This is a genomic window from Pedobacter africanus (assembly GCF_040548825.1).
Lineage (GTDB): Bacteria > Bacteroidota > Bacteroidia > Sphingobacteriales > Sphingobacteriaceae > Pedobacter > Pedobacter africanus_A.
Genome location: NZ_JBEPSL010000001.1, coordinates 679,605 through 696,350 on the forward strand (window position 1 = coordinate 679,605; position 16,746 = coordinate 696,350).

19 protein-coding genes are annotated in these 16,746 nt (G+C 41.3%); 10 read left to right on the plus strand and 9 right to left on the minus strand.

The features are described 5' to 3' along the window. Nucleotides 1-6 precede the first annotated feature (6 nt). Genes ABIE26_RS02645 through ABIE26_RS02660 form a run of 4 tightly spaced genes read right to left on the minus strand, consistent with a single transcriptional unit; the run spans nucleotide 7 to nucleotide 3,161 of the window. Nucleotides 7-978, minus strand: a complete 972-nt coding sequence (locus ABIE26_RS02645; protein ID WP_310140350.1) for a FecR family protein — start codon at nucleotides 976-978, stop codon at nucleotides 7-9. Continuing rightward, nucleotides 975-1,553, minus strand: coding sequence for an RNA polymerase sigma-70 factor (locus tag ABIE26_RS02650; RefSeq protein ID WP_310140347.1), 579 nt, complete (start codon nucleotides 1,551-1,553; stop codon nucleotides 975-977). The genes ABIE26_RS02645 and ABIE26_RS02650 overlap by 4 nt, the downstream gene beginning before the upstream one ends. A 17-nt stretch (nucleotides 1,554-1,570) precedes the next feature. Further along, nucleotides 1,571-2,506, minus strand: coding sequence for a sterol desaturase family protein (locus tag ABIE26_RS02655; RefSeq protein WP_310140345.1), 936 nt, complete (start codon nucleotides 2,504-2,506; stop codon nucleotides 1,571-1,573). 40 nt (nucleotides 2,507-2,546) lie between these two features. Then, nucleotides 2,547-3,161, minus strand: coding sequence for a DUF6134 family protein (locus ABIE26_RS02660; protein WP_310140344.1), 615 nt, complete (start codon nucleotides 3,159-3,161; stop codon nucleotides 2,547-2,549). Nucleotides 3,162-3,318: 157 nt separating this feature from the next. Between ABIE26_RS02660 and ABIE26_RS02665 the strand changes: the two genes are divergently transcribed. Beyond that, a complete protein-coding gene (locus ABIE26_RS02665) occupies nucleotides 3,319-4,953 on the plus strand; it encodes an ABC-F family ATP-binding cassette domain-containing protein (RefSeq protein WP_310140342.1) in 1,635 nt (544 codons plus the stop codon). On the opposite strand, the gene ABIE26_RS02670 is transcribed toward ABIE26_RS02665, so the two are convergent. Next, the gene (locus ABIE26_RS02670; RefSeq protein ID WP_310140340.1) at nucleotides 4,950-5,675 is read right to left on the minus strand and encodes a CPBP family intramembrane glutamic endopeptidase; all 726 of its coding nucleotides are present in this window, start codon (nucleotides 5,673-5,675) and stop codon (nucleotides 4,950-4,952) included. The genes ABIE26_RS02665 and ABIE26_RS02670 overlap by 4 nt on opposite strands. Before the next feature lie 54 nt (nucleotides 5,676-5,729). On the opposite strand from ABIE26_RS02670, the gene ABIE26_RS02675 reads away from it, so the two are divergent. The 7 genes from ABIE26_RS02675 (at nucleotide 5,730) to ABIE26_RS02705 (ending at nucleotide 11,486) form a co-directional block, all read left to right on the plus strand. Then, nucleotides 5,730-6,173 carry a helix-turn-helix domain-containing protein gene (locus ABIE26_RS02675; RefSeq protein WP_310140338.1) on the plus strand — a complete coding sequence of 148 codons (444 nt, stop codon included), beginning with the start codon at nucleotides 5,730-5,732 and terminating at the stop codon, nucleotides 6,171-6,173. Between the two features lie 283 nt (nucleotides 6,174-6,456). Then, on the plus strand, nucleotides 6,457-7,794 hold the full coding sequence (locus ABIE26_RS02680; RefSeq protein ID WP_310140334.1) for an amidohydrolase family protein: 1,338 nt from the start codon (nucleotides 6,457-6,459) through the stop codon (nucleotides 7,792-7,794). A gap of 94 nt (nucleotides 7,795-7,888) precedes the next feature. Beyond that, nucleotides 7,889-8,344: a DinB family protein gene (locus ABIE26_RS02685; RefSeq protein WP_310140331.1), complete on the plus strand. Its 456-nt coding sequence runs from the start codon at nucleotides 7,889-7,891 to the stop codon at nucleotides 8,342-8,344. A gap of 74 nt (nucleotides 8,345-8,418) precedes the next feature. After that, nucleotides 8,419-9,630, plus strand: a complete 1,212-nt coding sequence (locus ABIE26_RS02690; RefSeq protein ID WP_310140328.1) for an FN3 domain-containing metallophosphoesterase family protein — start codon at nucleotides 8,419-8,421, stop codon at nucleotides 9,628-9,630. A gap of 2 nt (nucleotides 9,631-9,632) precedes the next feature. Then, nucleotides 9,633-10,235, plus strand: coding sequence for a Crp/Fnr family transcriptional regulator (locus ABIE26_RS02695; RefSeq protein ID WP_310140326.1), 603 nt, complete (start codon nucleotides 9,633-9,635; stop codon nucleotides 10,233-10,235). 58 nt (nucleotides 10,236-10,293) lie between these two features. After that, nucleotides 10,294-10,743 carry a DMT family transporter gene (locus ABIE26_RS02700; RefSeq protein ID WP_310140324.1) on the plus strand — a complete coding sequence of 150 codons (450 nt, stop codon included), beginning with the start codon at nucleotides 10,294-10,296 and terminating at the stop codon, nucleotides 10,741-10,743. After that, on the plus strand, nucleotides 10,740-11,486 hold the full coding sequence (locus tag ABIE26_RS02705; RefSeq protein ID WP_310140321.1) for a GNAT family N-acetyltransferase: 747 nt from the start codon (nucleotides 10,740-10,742) through the stop codon (nucleotides 11,484-11,486). Before ABIE26_RS02700 ends, ABIE26_RS02705 begins: the two co-directional genes overlap by 4 nt. A 13-nt stretch (nucleotides 11,487-11,499) precedes the next feature. Here ABIE26_RS02705 and ABIE26_RS02710 read toward each other — a convergent pair whose 3' ends face one another. After that, the gene (locus tag ABIE26_RS02710; protein WP_310140319.1) at nucleotides 11,500-11,685 is read right to left on the minus strand and encodes a YtxH domain-containing protein; all 186 of its coding nucleotides are present in this window, start codon (nucleotides 11,683-11,685) and stop codon (nucleotides 11,500-11,502) included. A gap of 70 nt (nucleotides 11,686-11,755) precedes the next feature. Between ABIE26_RS02710 and ABIE26_RS02715 the strand changes: the two genes are divergently transcribed. Both ABIE26_RS02715 and ABIE26_RS02720 read left to right on the plus strand, forming a co-directional pair. Continuing rightward, entirely contained in the window at nucleotides 11,756-12,322 is a 567-nt protein-coding gene (locus ABIE26_RS02715) for a dihydrofolate reductase family protein (RefSeq protein ID WP_310140317.1), read from the plus strand. Between the two features lie 146 nt (nucleotides 12,323-12,468). Next, the gene (locus ABIE26_RS02720) at nucleotides 12,469-13,791 is read left to right on the plus strand and encodes a sensor histidine kinase (protein WP_310140315.1); all 1,323 of its coding nucleotides are present in this window, start codon (nucleotides 12,469-12,471) and stop codon (nucleotides 13,789-13,791) included. A 36-nt stretch (nucleotides 13,792-13,827) separates the two neighbouring features. Here ABIE26_RS02720 and ABIE26_RS02725 read toward each other — a convergent pair whose 3' ends face one another. The 3 genes from ABIE26_RS02725 to ABIE26_RS02735 are packed head-to-tail and all read right to left on the minus strand — an operon-like array spanning nucleotide 13,828 to nucleotide 16,684. After that, complete coding sequence (locus ABIE26_RS02725; RefSeq protein ID WP_310140312.1) at nucleotides 13,828-14,823, minus strand: hypothetical protein; 996 nt, start codon at nucleotides 14,821-14,823, stop codon at nucleotides 13,828-13,830. Between the two features lie 31 nt (nucleotides 14,824-14,854). Beyond that, entirely contained in the window at nucleotides 14,855-15,964 is a 1,110-nt protein-coding gene (locus tag ABIE26_RS02730) for a hypothetical protein (RefSeq protein ID WP_310140309.1), read from the minus strand. 9 nt (nucleotides 15,965-15,973) lie between these two features. Then, the gene (locus ABIE26_RS02735; protein WP_310140306.1) at nucleotides 15,974-16,684 is read right to left on the minus strand and encodes a hypothetical protein; all 711 of its coding nucleotides are present in this window, start codon (nucleotides 16,682-16,684) and stop codon (nucleotides 15,974-15,976) included. Nucleotides 16,685-16,746: the final 62 nt, after the last annotated feature.

The following is a 16,746-nucleotide window of genomic DNA, read 5'->3' on the forward strand; positions in this document are numbered from 1 at the left end:
AAAACTTTATTTGAGTATAATTTGCTGGTTTTTATACTCAACCTGAATTTTAAATGTCCCTTTAATCACTTCCAGAATTTCAGTGAGCGACTGGTTTTTAAAATTTACAGTGATCTCTTTCTGCTTTAATGCTGGTGTAAGGATGCTGATGTTTGCCTGCTGGGTTTCATTTAAAACATCTACCAGTTCCTGCAGCGGGGTATGGTCACATATCAACTCATTTGTACGGTAATAGTTGTATAACCTGCTTTGGGTATTTTCTACAGACAGGTTTTCCTGCTTAGCGTTAGCTATTGTTCGTTCTCCCGGATGCAGTTCTACACTCCGGTGTGCTTTACTCACCTGTACAATGCCTGTTTCAACTACCACAACGGTAGTATTGTTCCTGCCTTTTACATTAAATGAAGTGCCCACTACCTTAACTGTAACGTCGTTTACTTTTATTACAAAGGGTTTTGCTGCATCGGCGGTCACCTTGAAAAAGGCTTCCCCCTGTAAACTTACTGATCTGGTTTTACCTTTAAATGCACCTGGATAGGTAATTTCAGAGTTTTTGTTTAAGGTGATTTTTGAACCGTCAGGCAATATCTGGTTCATAACTTTGGCATTGCTTTTTAGCGTAATGAGCCTGGTGCTGTTATAATATTGCAGGCCAAACCAGGTAAGGCCACTAATCAATACAACAGTAGCTGCTATGCTAAGCCAACGGTGTTTTAAGCGCCGGACTCCCGGATTACCCTGTTCATTGAACTGGAGGCGGGTTTCCAGTTTGTGCCATGCAGCTGCTTCCTGCTCTTCCTGGTTTCCTTCAGTCAGACTAAGGCTTTCTTCCCAGATGAGCTTCAGCTGAGCTAAATATTTTTGATGTTCTGAGCTTTCCTGAAGCCATAGCGCTATCTCATTTGTTTCTGCCGCATCGGCTTCATTCATGAGATATTTGACCAGCAGGCCATCGTTTATTGTATTTTCGTTGCTCATGATATTAAATGTAATAAGATGACGATAAGGGGAAGGAATTCAATAAGTTTGATTCGCATAACCTTCAATGCTTTTCCCATCTGGTTTTCAACTGTTTTTATAGATATGTTCAACGCGTCTGCAATTTGCTGATATTTGAGTTGCTCAAAACGGCTCATCTGAAAAATAGTACGGCATTGTTCAGGCAGTTTTGCAATTGCATGCTGAATTTGCCGGTTTAATTCTGAAGCGATCAATTGATGACTTGCATCGCGGTCTGTATTTTCCATTTGTTTGGTTTGATGGACCTGAAAGGTATTTCTGACTTTTTGGTGCCGGAGCTGACTTAAGCTTTCGTTGTATACGGAACGATAGAGCAATGATTGAAGGGAGCCCTCGGGCCGGAGCTGGTCCCTGCGTTCCCATATCCTGCAAAATACCTGTTGTACAATTTCCTCGGCATCTTCATTTTCTTTAACAAAAGTATACGCATAGACCCGCAGTTTTCGGTAAAACTTATGAAAGATTTCCTGAAAAGCGTTTTTGTCTCCTGCCCGGATACGTTCCAGAAGGTTGTGATCTCCGTTATAATCCATAGGGAATGCTAAGATATTTAAACATGGGCTCTTTTCGCAGATTTTCTTTTAGCTATACGATCGGGACTTGCAAAGATGTAATACAGCTTACTGCCAAAGCTTTTACTTTGTCTGACATCTGCTACAATATCCTGAAATTCATGTGTATTTAGATAAAGAGGGTCTATTTTACTTTTTAAGGAACTGGTAATTCCATATATAGGTCTCTCTGTTTCGTACTGAAATGTTTTGAACAAATGGTCCCATACCATGAACACTGCCCCGAAGTTTTTATCCAGGTACTTTTCCTGGCTGCCATGGTGCACACGATGGTTAGAGGGGGTGCCCAGGTATTTTTCAATGAAGGGATTGAGCTTTCCAATAACTTCGGTATGTACCCAGAACTGATAAAGTAAGCTGAGCTGATTGGCGACAAAAAAGATAACAGGGTGCACCCCCGTGAGCAACAGGGGAATGAAGAAGATCACTTTTGTGTATTGGAACCAGCTTTGTCTGAAATTAACTGTCAGGTTGTAATGATCTGCTGAATGATGCACCACATGGGAGGCCCAGAAAAAACGGCAAAAATGAGAGATCCGATGTGTCCAGTAACTACAGAAATCGTAAATGATGAAGCAAGGTATTAAAGTCCACCAGTTGAGCGCCATCCGGTAGGGAAGTACATTATACAACCATACGGTTCCGTAAAGCATAACGGTTTTCATGGCTAGATTGATCATCAGGTTTCCTGCTCCGACAAGCAGTGAGCCGATGGTTTCTTTGGACTCGTAGTTTTTTCGCTCCAGAAAATAAGAGCCCAGGAGTTCGATGATGGTGATCATAATGACTATGGGCAGTACATAGACAACAAGATCTGGTGCTTTTTTTTCAAGGCTGCTGATCTCTGTGAAGTCAATTTGAGGGGCGGCAAATATCTGCTGAATACGGAAAGCAATGTGTTGCATAAGTTTCATGATTAAGGATTTGAATAAGTAATGGGATTAGTGGCGGGAGTTAGGCCATTTGCATTTTAATGGTATACAAGGTGTTGTGAATGATGATCTCATGGCACAGGCCGTTCGCGAAATGATAATCGTTATAATTTCCGTCGGGTAACTGGATCCGGTAAGTGTGGGCACCGGTGCGTTTAATATCAAGAAATTGCTGGTAGTTATCTGAGTAGACCTGTTCCAGTTCGGAGGGTTCATTTGCATAGAGCATCATCAGGTTGTAACGAATTGGCTGGTTAAGCCTGGAAATGTTCTGGTTAGAATGAAGCTGATAACTATTGTTGACCAAACGGGTTTGTTTATTTGCCTTTTCTTTCCCGTTTACACGACGTTGTACGCTTGAACTGATCAGCTGCCCGTTTTGGAAATGGGCCCTTTCTTCTATATTTACCTCTATATTAAACACAAACCTTGTTTTTGTTAAGGAGGTCATGGTCAGGTACAGATTTCCTGATTCGTTCTTTTGGGAGAACTGCATTTGTCCTATCACATTGTCATTCCGGATGATGTTGTATTTAACTCGTTTTTCCTGGGCAGAAATGTCGGTTACAAGATAGGTAAGTAAAAATGCTGTGATGAGTATTTTTAATGCTGAATAATTATTAGCTGATGTTTTCATAGTTGAAGTGGGTTGCGTACTTGTTCCTGTTTTGTTTTATACTCTTGTTACGCGCCACTTCGGTTTTACCCCTATGCCCATTTATTTTTTCCTGAATTTCTTATACATCCGGATTGTATTCCACTATCTTTGCGGCTCAATTTAATACCCCCATTTCGTGATTAATGTAAATAATATCTCCGTTTCATTTGGCGGAACTACCCTGTTCAGTGATGTAACCTTTTCAATTAATGAAAATGATAAAATAGCCCTGATGGGTAAAAATGGTGCAGGTAAGTCGACCATCCTAAAAATAATTGCCAATGCTGCAAAACCTACTTCGGGTAATGTAACCGGGCCAAAGGATGCCGTAATTGCCTATTTGCCACAACATTTGCTTACAGAGGACAATGTTACCGTATTTGAAGAGACCTTAAAAGCTTTTCAGGAGATGCACCAGATGCAAAAGGAACTGGACGAGCTGAACGAACAGCTTACCATCAGGACCGATTATGAAAGCGACGATTACATGAAGTTAATTGAGCGGGTATCGGAACTGAGCGAGAAATTCTATTCGGCTGAAGAAGTCAATTATGACGCTGAGGTAGAAAAGGTATTAAAAGGCCTGGGTTTTGAGCGTAAGGATTTTACCCGTCAGACTTCTGAGTTTTCGGGCGGATGGCGCATGCGGATTGAACTGGCCAAGATCTTATTGAAGAAACCTGATCTGATTTTATTGGATGAACCTACCAACCACATGGATATTGAAAGTATCCAATGGCTGGAGGACTTTTTAATCAACTCGGCAAAGGCTGTGATGGTGATCTCGCACGACCGTACTTTTGTAGATAACATCACCAATCGTACAATTGAGGTTACCATGGGGCGGATATACGATTACAAGGCTAAATACAGCCACTATCTGCAATTGCGGGCCGACCGCCGTGTGCATCAGTTGAAAGCTTATGAAGAGCAACAACGTTTTATTGCCGATAACCAGGAATTTATAGATCGTTTCAGAGGCACTTACTCCAAAACTTTACAGGTGCAGTCAAGGGTAAAGATGCTCGAAAAACTGGAAGTCATTGAGATCGATGAGGTCGACACTTCGGCATTGCGTCTGAAGTTCCCGCCTTCGCCACGTTCTGGTCAATACCCGGTAATTGTTGAGGAACTGACCAAAAAGTATGGTGATCATGTGGTATTCGAAAAGGCATCGATGGTAATTGAGCGGGGAGAAAAAGTGGCTTTTGTAGGTAAGAATGGTGAGGGTAAGTCGACCATGATCAAGTCCATCATGGGCGAAATCGATTTTGAGGGAGGTTTAAAAGTGGGGCACAATGCGAAGATTGGCTACTTTGCCCAAAATCAGGCTGCATTGCTGGATGAGAATTTAACAGTATTTGAAACTATTGACCAGATCCCGTTAAGCGATGGGACGGTAAAAATCAAAGACTTGTTAGGGGCCTTTATGTTTAGCGGCGACGATATTACCAAAAAAGTGAAAGTGCTTTCCGGGGGTGAGAAGACACGTTTGGCGATGATCAAGTTGTTGCTGGAACCCGTAAATGTGCTGATACTGGATGAGCCAACCAATCATTTGGACATGAAGACCAAAGACATTATCAAAGGGGCATTGCAGGATTTTGACGGCACCCTGATTTTGGTATCACACGACAGGGATTTTCTGGACGGGCTGGCACAGAAAGTATTCGAGTTTGGTAATAAGCGCGTGCGCGAACATTTTGAAGACATTAAAGGTTTCCTTGCTTACAAGAAAATGAACAGTCTGAAAGAGATTGAGCAAAACTAACCGGTTGCTGCAGCCCTTAGTAATTTAAGATAAGCAAAGCCAAGCAGGGGAAACCCGATGTGATAAATAACGACAATAAGCAGTGGCAATATACCTTCCGGTTTAACGGGATCTACAGCATATGTCTTTATAAAAAGCTGCAGGCCAATATTTTTTTCTTTCGAGAATAAGATCATTGAAGTAAAATTATATCCTAAATGTAAGGCAAAAGGGAGCAGTACGCTACAAGTTTTTACAAATGCCAGGGCCAGTAAATAACCCATTGCAGCGGTGGAAATCAATACGGTCAGCATCTGAACCGGTTGCCCGAAGAGGTTATAGGAAAACCAGTGGTAAACACCAAAAGCGAGGGCAGATGTTAGAATTGCTTTCCTGGTACCCAGCTTTTTGAGAAGAAAGTACAGGAGTGCTCCGCGAAAGATCAATTCTTCAAAAACTACTGCCTTTAATACATAAAATAGGCCTTTTATGAAGTCGCCGGCAGTATAATGCGGATTGAGCTGATATGGGTTTTGTACCCACAGGGAAATGCCAAGGTAAAGCGCAGATAAGTAAACCAATGGCAGGACGAAGCCATACAGCATCAACAGGAGGCGTTTGGTAGTGATGTGAAAACCTAAGGCATTCAGGTTTTGACCGAAGCTATATTTTAACAGCAGCCAGGAGAATAATAATTCGAAAGCAATGGCGATCATGAGTTTTTTCTGTAAAAGTATATGCATGAAACCGCTTTAGTTTACGACATTTACATACGTCGTAAAATGTCGTAAGTCAAAGTGACCAATAACACGGAAAAAGAAAAAATTGCGGGCCTGATTAGAAATGCGCGATTAAGTAAGGGCTATTCGCAACAGCAACTTGCAGATCTTGCGCAGCTTAACCTGCGTTCGGTACAACGTATTGAAAAGGCGGAGGTATTGCCGAGAGCTTATAACCTTAATCTCCTGGCCAAACAATTGGATTTGGATCTGGATGCATTAGGATTCAGTAATGATCTTCAGAAAGCGACTCTTTTAAATTCGGCACCGGTTGGTAGGCAGGCCGGCAAAACCGGAAAACTTATCTTTAGCGTTACAACCGGACTGCTCACTTTTCTACTTACAGCTGCTTTTTTATCACAATCCAGCGATTTTCCGGAAACAAGCTTTGAGTTGTTTTTGCTGCTGGCATTTGTGGTAGCTCTTTATGGAGCTATGCTTTGGCGCATATGGAAGCGTTAAAAAAAAACTAATTATTGGCTTATCCGATTTCCCAACCGGTTGGTGTGGGCCTTTTCGCTCTGAAAATCCTGATGTGTTAAAAGTATATTAGAAATTCAAGGGTAAAAGTGTTGGCATGGTTCCCAAAATTCCGCTATGGTGATGGCCTGCAAAATTGGCTTTACGCAATTGTATTTTGAATTGACTCTTCTGGAAAGTAATAAATCCTACAAGCATTGAGATAAATTATCCACAACTATGTCTCCTGCACCAGGTAATTTTGTTGGATACTATTTTTAGTTTTATGGTCTCGGAATCAATCACAAGAAAAAAATTCATCCGCAATTCTTCAATTGCGCTGACAGGTATAGTGGCTGGCAGCCCTAGTTTGAGTGCGAAGCCCGTTCAGGAAGACGCTGCGGCTCCAACAACCTTTAAGAGGAAAAGCCTGGTATTTAAAAATGTCAGATTGGAAACAGGTTTTACTTACGAAGGAGAGGATGTTATTGCTACAAAAACAGGACTTTTTTCTGTAGAAATAGAAAACGGGAAAATCAAAAACGTTGGCCCTAATCAAGCCAATGCAAATGCTATTGATGCCAGGGGCATGTTGATGCTGCCTTCATTTAAGGATATGCACATTCATCTCGACAAGACCTTTTATGGTGGTCATTGGCAGGCAATAAGGCGGGGAGCCGGAGGGGTAAAGGGAATGATTGCACTTGAACAGAAGATACTGCCGGAAATGCTAAAAACTTCTACCTACAAGGCGGAAAAAATGATAGAATTGCTGCAGTCCAAAGGAAGCACTTTTGCACGAAGCCATGTGAATATTGAGCCTACTTCTAAACTGGAATCATTAGCGCATTTGCAGAAAGCTTTAGAAAACAAAAAGAATGTTTTTGGTGCCGAATTGGTGGCATTTCCACAGCACGGTGTTTTTTATACCGAGTCTGTGCCTTACCTGAAAGAGGCTGCGAAAATGAATGTCGACTTTATTGGTGGTGTCGATCCTTATTCCATTGATGGCGCCATCGAAAAAACGATAGACTTTACGGTTCAGCTGGCTTTAGATCATCACAAAGGGATAGATATCCATCTGCATGAATCCGGAGAATCTGGCTTAAAAACGATAAACTATCTGATGGATAAGGTAAATGAAAATCCGGCGCTGAAAGGAAAGACCTACCTCAGTCATTGTTTTGCCCTGGGCCGTTTAGACAAAGCAAAACAGGAAGAAATGGCTGAGAAATTAGCTGCTGCGCAGATTGGTATCGTTTCTACCATTCCTTTTGGCGGATTAATTATGCCAATCCCGACATTGATGAAAGCAGGTGTGAAGGTAATGACAGGAAACGACAGCATTGTTGACCACTGGAATACATTTGGGACGGGGAGTGTTTTGCAAAAAGCCAATCTGGCGGCACAATTGTACGGATATTCTACGGAATTCGGCCTCTCAAGAATTTTAAAACTGGCAACCACAGGTCCCTTGCCTCTGGACGATAAGGGTGTTCAGCAATGGCCAAAAGCAGGAGATGAGGCGAGTTTGGTTTTTATTGACGCAAGTTGTTCAGCTGAAGCAGTTTCCCGGATATCACCTGTAAAATCACTGATGTACAAAGGGAATATTGTTTTTTAATGGAAATCAGGACTATGTAAAGATCAGCATTTGCAAAAGACCAGTATCGTTTAAGAATGTAGGTTTAGAAACATAAATTTGAATAAAAAAAATTATGTTGAACCAACTGAGAAAATATAACAATTGGGCAAATTCACTTTTGTTGGATGCCTTAACAGCCAATTCCAGCTCGCTTCCCGAATCCTGTATTTCATTGTTCAGTCATATTGTAAATGCCCAAACGATATGGGTTTGCAGAATAAAAGGCATAGTGCCTGAAGTGAGTGTTTGGCAGCTACATGATCTGGAATTATGTAAAGTACTCCTTGAGAACAGTGCAAATGAGTTGTCGCAAATAGAATACCCTGAGGCCACAGAATCCCCTATTATTAAGTACACTGTCTCAACCGGTGATTATTATGAAACATCTGTTTCTGATATCTTGATACACGTTTTTAATCATGGTACCTATCACCGCGCGCAGATAGCCAAAGAAATGAAGCTATATAACGTTAAACCTGTTAATACAGATTACATCCAGTTTGTGAGGCTGCAATCCAAAAGAGGTTAAAAGAATAATAAAATAATCTACTACTTTAAGGGCTTTAAATCGTCTATAATTAACAACCAAGCAAATTAATAGATATGCCCAGAAATTTACAGACCGAAAGCCGGAGGACCTTCCTTAAAGGAGGGTTTGCATTAGGCGGACTTGCGCTTTTAAACCCTCAGCTGGCAATTTCCAATCCTGGTAATTTGTCCGAAGAAAAATTCAGTATCCTTACCGGGCCCTACTTACAAACCAATTTTGGAAATGGGATTTCCATATTATGGATTACCAATAAAAACAGCAATAGTTGGGTTGAATATGGAGAATCGGCTGAGCAGTTAACCAATAAGTCTTATGGAAAAAGTGAGCTTGGCCTGAAGCCTGCCGGGAGACTAAACTGTGTAAAACTATCAGGTTTAAAACCCGGTGTCAAATATTATTATAGAATTGTTTCCAAAGAGATTCTGGATTTTCAGCCTTATAAATTAACCTATGGTCAAACAATTTCCGGAGCTATTGAAAGCTTTTTAAACACCGATAGCACTAAGGATGAGATCTCTTTTGTAATGATGAATGACATACACGATCGTCCGAAATCGATTGCTGCACTTTTAGACCTGGATAAGGGCAATAAGCGGGACTTTGTTTTTTTTAATGGTGATGTTTTTGACTATCATACCGATGAAAAACAGATCATTGATCACTTATTGCAGCCTTGTGTGGATTACTTTGCAAAAACAACTCCATTCGTTTACGTACGTGGCAATCATGAAACCAGGGGTAAATTTGCACGGGATATGGCCGGGTACTTTGATCATGTAGGTTATACCGCATTCACTTTGGGCCCGGTACGCTTTGTAATCCTGGATACAGGAGAAGATAAGGAAGATGTACATCCGGTATATGCCGGGATTGTTGATTTTGACCAATACCGCGAAGAACAAGCTGTTTGGCTGCAGCAGGAAGTAAACAAAAAAGAATTTAAAAATGCTGCCTTTCGTGTGGTGCTGATGCACATTCCCCCTCGTTATTCTGGTGATGCGCATGGAGCTGTTCATTGTACAAAACTTTTTGAACCCATCATGAACAGCGCGAAAGTAGACCTGGTCATGAGTGGCCATACCCATCGCTATAAGGTTCACCCGCCGGCTGAAGGGCTGAACCGGTATCCGATCATTATTGGAGGGGGGCCAAAGGAGGGGAGCAGAACTCTGACCCGCGTTAAGGCGAGCAGAAAACAGATAACAGTAAGTATGCTGGACGATTCCGGAAAAGAAGTAGGCAGTTACCTGGTAAATAAGCGATAGATATGACCCCAGAAGACAAGGAGAAATATATAGAACTATTGAAATCTGCTTTTTTGAGTTATGCACCGCTGGCAGCTGAGACTTTAGCATCAATTGAAGCGATGGCACAATTTCAATCGCTTAAAAAGGGCGAAATATTACTGCATAGCGGCGAAGTTGCTAAAAACCTGCATTTTATTGTTAAAGGGGCAATGCGGGCTTATTTTGGTGATGAGAAGGGAAATACCTACAATAAAAATATTTTTCTTGAGGGGTATTTTGCAGGCTCCAAAGTGTCGATGATGTTGGGCAAACCATCGGGTTTCACGTTACAGGCTTTGGAGGAAACCATTATTATCAGTCTGAATTTCAAAAAATATAAAGCACTGATTGACGAACGACCCGATTTTAAAGATTTTTACATTGCTTATCTCGAAAAAAACTGGGTTATTGATAAAGAGGAAAGAGAAATTTCGCTGGTAATGGACACTGCAACTACCAGGTATTTGAAATTGCTGCAAAGGCATCCGGGTATTGATAAAAGAATTCCGTTACAGCACATTGCCTCACATTTGGGCATAACCCCAATTCAATTGAGCCGGATCAGACAAACACTCAAAAAATAAAATACCCAAATTAACATATGTAAAGCATTTTGAAAAAGGACGGGATTACTTTTGTCCTATGAATCAAATTGCACTTTCAGCCCTGGCCTTTTTAGGAGGTATTTTTTTAGCCATACAGGCAGGCTTTAACAGTCATCTCGGGGTGCTGTTAAAAAAGCCCCTGCTGGCCGCAATTGCCACTTCCCTGAGCAGTACGGTATTTGCTTTAATTGTTGTATTGTTGACCATGAAAAATATGCCGGCACTCAGCACGGTTAAACAGGTGCCTTTTTATTTGTGGTTTACGGGTGGGCTGTTTAGTGTATTCGGAATCAGCCTGTATTTTTATACCATTCCAAAACTTGGTGTTTCCACGATGATCTCTCTTGGTCTATGCGGACAATTGATTTTTGCGCTGATAGCAGGGCATTTTGGCTGGCTTAATTTGCCACAGGAACCCATAACTGTACAAAGGATAGCCGGAATTGCGGCAATGATGATGGGAATTTTACTAATTAATTTAAAATGATGACAAAAGATCAGCTGATTATAGGAAATATTGATAACCTGGTTACACTTTGGAAAACTGCGGGGGCAGCCTTTCAAGCTTATTTCAATAAAGGTGATTATGAATATGTTCAAATACCTGGTTCGGAATGGCCCAATAAAATCTGGTTTAACAGGGAAATTTCCAGGCAGGATGCTGAGCTGGTTTTAGCGCAAAATTCAGCTTCCGATACCAATTTGGTGATACCATATTGGGACTTATACGGAACTTCTTCCCTCAAAAATCTTGAAGCGGGTGGCTTTACCGAAAAAAGCAGGCAAATTGCCATGTGCCTGGAATTGGGAAACCGCTTTGATGAGCAAAAGCGCCTGGATTTTAAACGCCTAACCAGCAGTAAAGACATGAAGGAATGGGCTGCACTCTATCCACAGGCATTTGGCTACAGCATCAGTGAAACTATTCTGGTTAATACTTTCACTGAAATTCATTATTATCTTGCCTGTTTTGAAAATCAGCCGGTTGGCACGGCGATAATGTTTCAGACAGGAGAAATTATCGGGATACATGGGGTAGGAGTTAGTCCGGATGCCAGGCGAAGTGGTTATGCCGAAGAAATCATGAAGTTTGTACTTAATCGTGCCATTGATATGGGCGCCCGGTACACAATGCTCCAGGCATCAGACATGGGCAAGGGCCTGTATGACAAACTGGGATTTGAAACACAGTTTGTGATTAAAAACTATATTGGTCCGGGTACATTGTAGGCACGGCTGAGCGCTAGTACCGCTGCTTTTCCAGTTCAATTTTAAGTTCCTGCTTTAAATTTTTAGCTTTTTCCATCCATTCTGGAGCTTTATCACGGATATCATCTGCTATAGAGCGCCCATTGATGTCTTTTTTAGTAACATATTTAACCACACCGTATATTGCGGCGCCAATTAATGCTGTTTTAAATAGTCCCATTTGTCTGAAGTTTTTATATTTGATTAAACAAATTGTGAGAAGAAAAGTTTATCCTGATAGGTAAAAAGATATGAGAAAAATTATAGTATCCATGCACATTACCCTCGATGGGTTTGTGGCCGGGCCAAATGGCGAAATGGACTGGATCAGTTTTGACGACGAATTATTTGATTTCGTAGAGCGTTTTACCGCTAAAGCCGATACGGCCCTATACGGAAGGGTTACTTACCAGATGATGGACAGTTACTGGCCTACTGCGGCAGAAAAACCACATGCCTCAAAACACGATATCGCACATTCCAGGTGGTATAAAAGCGTTGTTAAGCTGGTAGTTTCAGCTACTATGTCGGGGCAGGATAGCCCTGATACGCAATTTATAGGAGCGGATATCGCAAAGCAAATTGAGCAGATCAAACAGCAGGCAGGTAAAGATATCCTGATATTTGGAAGCCCATCGGTAGTCCATTACCTTACGCATAAGCATTTGATCGATGAATACTGGCTGTTTGTAAACCCGGTATTGATGGGGCAGGGCATCCCTATGTTTAAAGACATTACCGAAAGGGTAAAACTGAACTTTCTGGAAGCCAAAACCTTTGCCTGTGGTGTAACAGGATTGCACTACGAAAAAAGATAGGGCTACAACACTGCTTGTTGCGTACCCGAAAAGTTTTAGGTTGTTTTATAAAATAAATAGGTATCTTAGGCTCTCGTAATTGCTCGTTGGTACCTGTCGGCACCAACTTTGGTTTATTTATTTTTAACGCAAACTAGCCCCTTTACATGACCAGATTTCGGGACTATCTTATCGGAAAAAAAGATGCATTTACCCTGGAAGGCAGAATATTTCATTCTGTTTGTCTGGTGGCCCTGATGGGCTTGCTGGCATGTATTCCTTTTAACGCTTCGCTAGGCCTTACTGGTCTTTCTATCTTAATGTGTGGTCTTCTGGTGGTTGTACTGATCATATATTACTTTTCAAGGTTCAGGCATAGAACAAGTGTGGGTATTGTTATCCTGCTTCTAATGAACAATACCTTGCTCATGGTTAACTATTATTATAATTCTGGGATAAATGGCCCCAGTTCGGTAGTATTTGCCTTATCTTTTTTAATAACAGTATCTATTGTTCCTAAAAGGCATTTCTGGATATGGCTTCCTGTAAACATTGTCATTGTATTAGGCTTACTGTTTTTTGAATTCAATACCCCGGGGGCTGTAAAAAACACCTACCCGGATGCAGAAAGTAAATTTATAGATATTGCTTTTACCTACCTGCTTTGCGTAGCCATAATTCTGCTCATTACATCTTTCATCCGCAATTCCTATTATAGCGAAAGAGAAGCTACTGCTCAAAAGAACTTGGCACTGGAAATCAGTAACAACACCAAGAATAAACTACTATCTATATTGGCACACGACCTTAAAGAGCCGCTTGTATCCATACAGGGATACCTTGAACTGCTCACTGAATATAAACTGGAAGAGTCGGAGCGACTGAATATGGAAAAACAATTGCTCAGCAGGACCAAAGACACGGCCTTTATGCTTAGCAATGTGCTGTCCTGGACAAAGAGCCAGATGGATGCTGTCCAGATCAGTTTAACATCTTTACCCCTGAAACAAACATTGGCAAGTACACTTGATGTGCTGGAAGCTATTGCAAAAGAAAAAGGGATAGAACTACAGAGTGACATTACAGACGAACATTGTGTACTTGGAGATCCGGATATGCTGCAGCTTGTGGTCAGAAACCTCATCACCAATGCCATTAAGTTTACTTTCCCGGGAGGGGATATCACAGTTTCTGCGCAAAAAGATGGAACAAATTGTTTGATCAAGGTTAAAGATACGGGCTCGGGTATTCCTGCAGCGCAGCAACCCTCCATTTTTTCTCCGGCACTAAAACCAACCTTTGGAACAGGAAATGAACGGGGTGCAGGCCTGGGTTTAATGCTGTGCAAAGAGTTCACCGAATTGCAGGGAGGGAGTATCAGCTTTGAAAGTGAGTTGAATGTTGGCAGTACATTTATGGTTAGCATGCCCCTGTGTGTACCGTCGGACCAGGAAAAAAGTATAAGAGAGAAAAAAGGTGTTTCATTTTAATGAAACACCTTTTTTCTCTCTGAAATATTAATTCCCTTATTTGATAGACAGCAGGAAGCCTATAGTAAAGTTGGCATCCCAGTCGAACACAAAAGTGTCGCATTTGGTCACATCTTTTATGGCTTTGTAAATGTTTACGCCACTTTTAACTTTTATTTTATCGGTATTGTACTTATCAGGGTCATTCAAAACTGTAAACCTTTCTTCACCTTTGCGGGTTTGATTTGCAAGTTCAAATGGAACACCACCAATAATGAAGCAAATTTCTCTTTTTGATACCGGGATCTTTTCCGCTACAGCTTTAACCTGCGCATATACGGCCTCATCTTTCATGTCTTTTTCGTAGTATTTGGCACCCGGTGCTTCCGCCGATTGAACATCACCACTCATCCACGAAATCTTGGTATTGCCAGACCCTATATCTACTACAAAAGAATTGTCGTAGTAGGCTGCAGGTAATACGCATTTCAAAGCCAGTTTTCCTTCCTGCTCGGCAGTAACCAGATTAACCACATAGCCCATTTTTTTTAATTCCGAGGAGATGATGGCAGTTTTGGGCTCCTTTTGGGCGCCGGAGCTGATTACAAAATGAATGTTCCTGGATTTTACCCCCTTGTCGAACATCGCACCAATATAATCTTTCAGGCCGGTACGTATGTCTGCAGTACTGGCCATGCCTTCATATACGAAGGACTTACCGAAGTCTTTAGAAATAATCTCCCAGCGTTTCTCTTTGTCAATGTTAACCACAAAAGAATTAAAGCCTGAAGCACCTACCTCTACTACGCCTTTGTATTCACCGTTTACCGGTTTTTCGGGTGTATAATTAAAAGTCCTTTCTTCGTCGCCACCTTTTACAGCAGGGGCGGGTACGCTGATGTTGGTGGTATCGCCACCAGGGCCACTGCCACCAGGTACGGCATCAAATTTCCCACTTTGAACCGCCCAATAGCCTGCACCAATAATGGGAGCAGCTATAATTAATGCTTTTATTGGCCAACGTAGTCTGGCCCAGGTTGATTGTTCTTCCATTTTTTTGTTTTATAATAAGTTGATTGTTTGATTAATCCAGCAGGGTAAAGCCCTTGTCTACTTTTTCTTCCGCTTTAAGTTCATATGATGAATCGGCCATTTGACTTACGTTAAGCATCTTAAGGTTACGTTCGTCAACTTTATGGATGAACTCTTCAAGTTCGCTTTGTGAAGGTGCACCACCAACGGTAATGTTATTATTCTGATCCAGAAAATCAAGATTAGACCGGATTGATGCAATGTTTTGACTGATGGCACCGGTGGCGGCATTCATTGCTTCCTGAAATACCCAGCCATCTTTGATATTAAACACTTCAGCAAGACCGTCAGTAGCATTTTTCATTTTCTGTGTAGCTTCCAGCTTCTTGGAAATAATGGAAATACTGCTGTCAAGTGTACTCACATAGATCCGGGCAGCACTTTCGTTGTCTTTTAAAACTTCCAGTACTTTGGCAAACTGGTTTGCATATTGTACATAGCTTCTGGCATTTTGTTCCTCAGCTTCGCCTTCTTTACCTAGCAGGAATGCTTTGGTACGGGTTTCTTTGGCGTCCCGACCGTATTCATTAGCCTTTTCATTATTGTTATTGGTATTTTCCTGTTTTGCCTTTTCATCCAGATTCGCCGCTTCAACAGTAAACCTCTTGGCATAAGTATACTTCTCCTCCGCGGTCTTTTGTGCAGTCTCCCCGCTTTGAATCATGTCAATCCTTACACCATCTACATTTGCAATTTTGTCTTTAACGCGTTTTAAGGTGTCCTTGGCATCTCTTGAAAGCAGCTGTAGTGTCTCAATAGGGTTGTTTCTTATCACTGCTTTTTCGCCTTTAAAAAGAAGGACAGTACCCAAACGGTGGAGCAGGGCAATTATCTTGGGAGCCAGTAACAGCAGCGTAATCAGAATAATGCTGAAAATAACAAACAGGATGCTTTTTCCCGCATAAAGCAACATGGTGGGCAGAAACTTAAAAAAAGCATAGGAACCACCCAGAATGATAACCCAGAACAAGATACTTGAAATGGTTTTTCTTGCCTGGGGTGTTTGCATCTGGCTTGGTAAATGATCTCCCAGTACCTGAAATATAGGTAGCTGGCTTTTCAATTCGGCCGGAATGTTTACATATTGATTTTTGTTTTCCATAGTAGGGTTTTAGTTTATATTACTTTCAATGATGCTCAAGGCATTTTTGATATCATTAATTACTTCGGTTACAGCAGTGTTGCCAATCGCAATTTTATGGTCAATGTCCTGGAGCTGCGGAGTATACCTAACATTGATTTCTTTCAGGTCTTTTTGTTTTGTACTTAATTTCAGCTGTAATTCAGCAATGTTTTTTTCAAGCAATTGTATCTCATCACTTAAGTTTGCTTTTTCTGCAACCAGATTTTTTTCGATATTTTGTTTTTGCTGTTGTTTTTGCTCAGTTTCCTTATCTATAACCTGTTTAAGTTCAGTCGAATAATACTGCGCTGATCTGATCAGTTTGTTCTTGTCCAGGGTTTTGTCTACATACTTCAAAGAAGTGAAAGCTGCTTTAATGGAGCCAGCGTCAACACTGCCCATTTCTGCGGCAGCATTCCAAACTTCAAAAAAGTCGATCCCTGGTTGGTTCATTTGTTCCAGGATTTCCAATACCTTAATCTTCATTTGTTTCAAATCTGTTGCTGGTAACTCCGCCGTATTTTGCGTTAGATCAGTTTGTGTGGCAGTAGTTACATTTTCTTTTGATTTTGTTTCAGGTACTGGTGTAGTTACTCCCGGTTTTAGTTCCGGATCGGTAGTCTCGTTGCTATCCACAAAAATTAGTTTTTTTAAACTTCTTAAAATACCAAATGATTCGTTAACCGGTTCTTCGCTCATAGTTCAATATTATTCTGTAGCTAAAATAACAAAAAAGAATACAAGTGGGCAGTTTAATATGC

Bases quoted from the DNA above. Each gene is read 5' to 3' on its own strand.
- ABIE26_RS02645 (WP_310140350.1), bottom strand. From the start codon at position 978: ATGAGCAACGAAAATACAATAAACGATGGCCTGCTGGTCAAATATCTC.
- ABIE26_RS02650 (WP_310140347.1), bottom strand. From the start codon at position 1,553: ATGGATTATAACGGAGATCACAACCTTCTGGAACGTATCCGGGCAGGA.
- ABIE26_RS02655 (WP_310140345.1), bottom strand. From the start codon at position 2,506: ATGAAACTTATGCAACACATTGCTTTCCGTATTCAGCAGATATTTGCC.
- ABIE26_RS02660 (WP_310140344.1), bottom strand. From the start codon at position 3,161: ATGAAAACATCAGCTAATAATTATTCAGCATTAAAAATACTCATCACA.
- ABIE26_RS02670 (WP_310140340.1), bottom strand. From the start codon at position 5,675: ATGCATATACTTTTACAGAAAAAACTCATGATCGCCATTGCTTTCGAA.
- ABIE26_RS02680 (WP_310140334.1), top strand. From the start codon at position 6,457: ATGGTCTCGGAATCAATCACAAGAAAAAAATTCATCCGCAATTCTTCA.
- ABIE26_RS02685 (WP_310140331.1), top strand. From the start codon at position 7,889: ATGTTGAACCAACTGAGAAAATATAACAATTGGGCAAATTCACTTTTG.
- ABIE26_RS02690 (WP_310140328.1), top strand. From the start codon at position 8,419: ATGCCCAGAAATTTACAGACCGAAAGCCGGAGGACCTTCCTTAAAGGA.
- ABIE26_RS02695 (WP_310140326.1), top strand. From the start codon at position 9,633: ATGACCCCAGAAGACAAGGAGAAATATATAGAACTATTGAAATCTGCT.
- ABIE26_RS02700 (WP_310140324.1), top strand. From the start codon at position 10,294: ATGAATCAAATTGCACTTTCAGCCCTGGCCTTTTTAGGAGGTATTTTT.
- ABIE26_RS02705 (WP_310140321.1), top strand. From the start codon at position 10,740: ATGATGACAAAAGATCAGCTGATTATAGGAAATATTGATAACCTGGTT.
- ABIE26_RS02710 (WP_310140319.1), bottom strand. From the start codon at position 11,685: ATGGGACTATTTAAAACAGCATTAATTGGCGCCGCAATATACGGTGTG.
- ABIE26_RS02715 (WP_310140317.1), top strand. From the start codon at position 11,756: ATGAGAAAAATTATAGTATCCATGCACATTACCCTCGATGGGTTTGTG.
- ABIE26_RS02720 (WP_310140315.1), top strand. From the start codon at position 12,469: ATGACCAGATTTCGGGACTATCTTATCGGAAAAAAAGATGCATTTACC.
- ABIE26_RS02725 (WP_310140312.1), bottom strand. From the start codon at position 14,823: ATGGAAGAACAATCAACCTGGGCCAGACTACGTTGGCCAATAAAAGCA.
- ABIE26_RS02730 (WP_310140309.1), bottom strand. From the start codon at position 15,964: ATGGAAAACAAAAATCAATATGTAAACATTCCGGCCGAATTGAAAAGC.
- ABIE26_RS02735 (WP_310140306.1), bottom strand. From the start codon at position 16,684: ATGAGCGAAGAACCGGTTAACGAATCATTTGGTATTTTAAGAAGTTTA.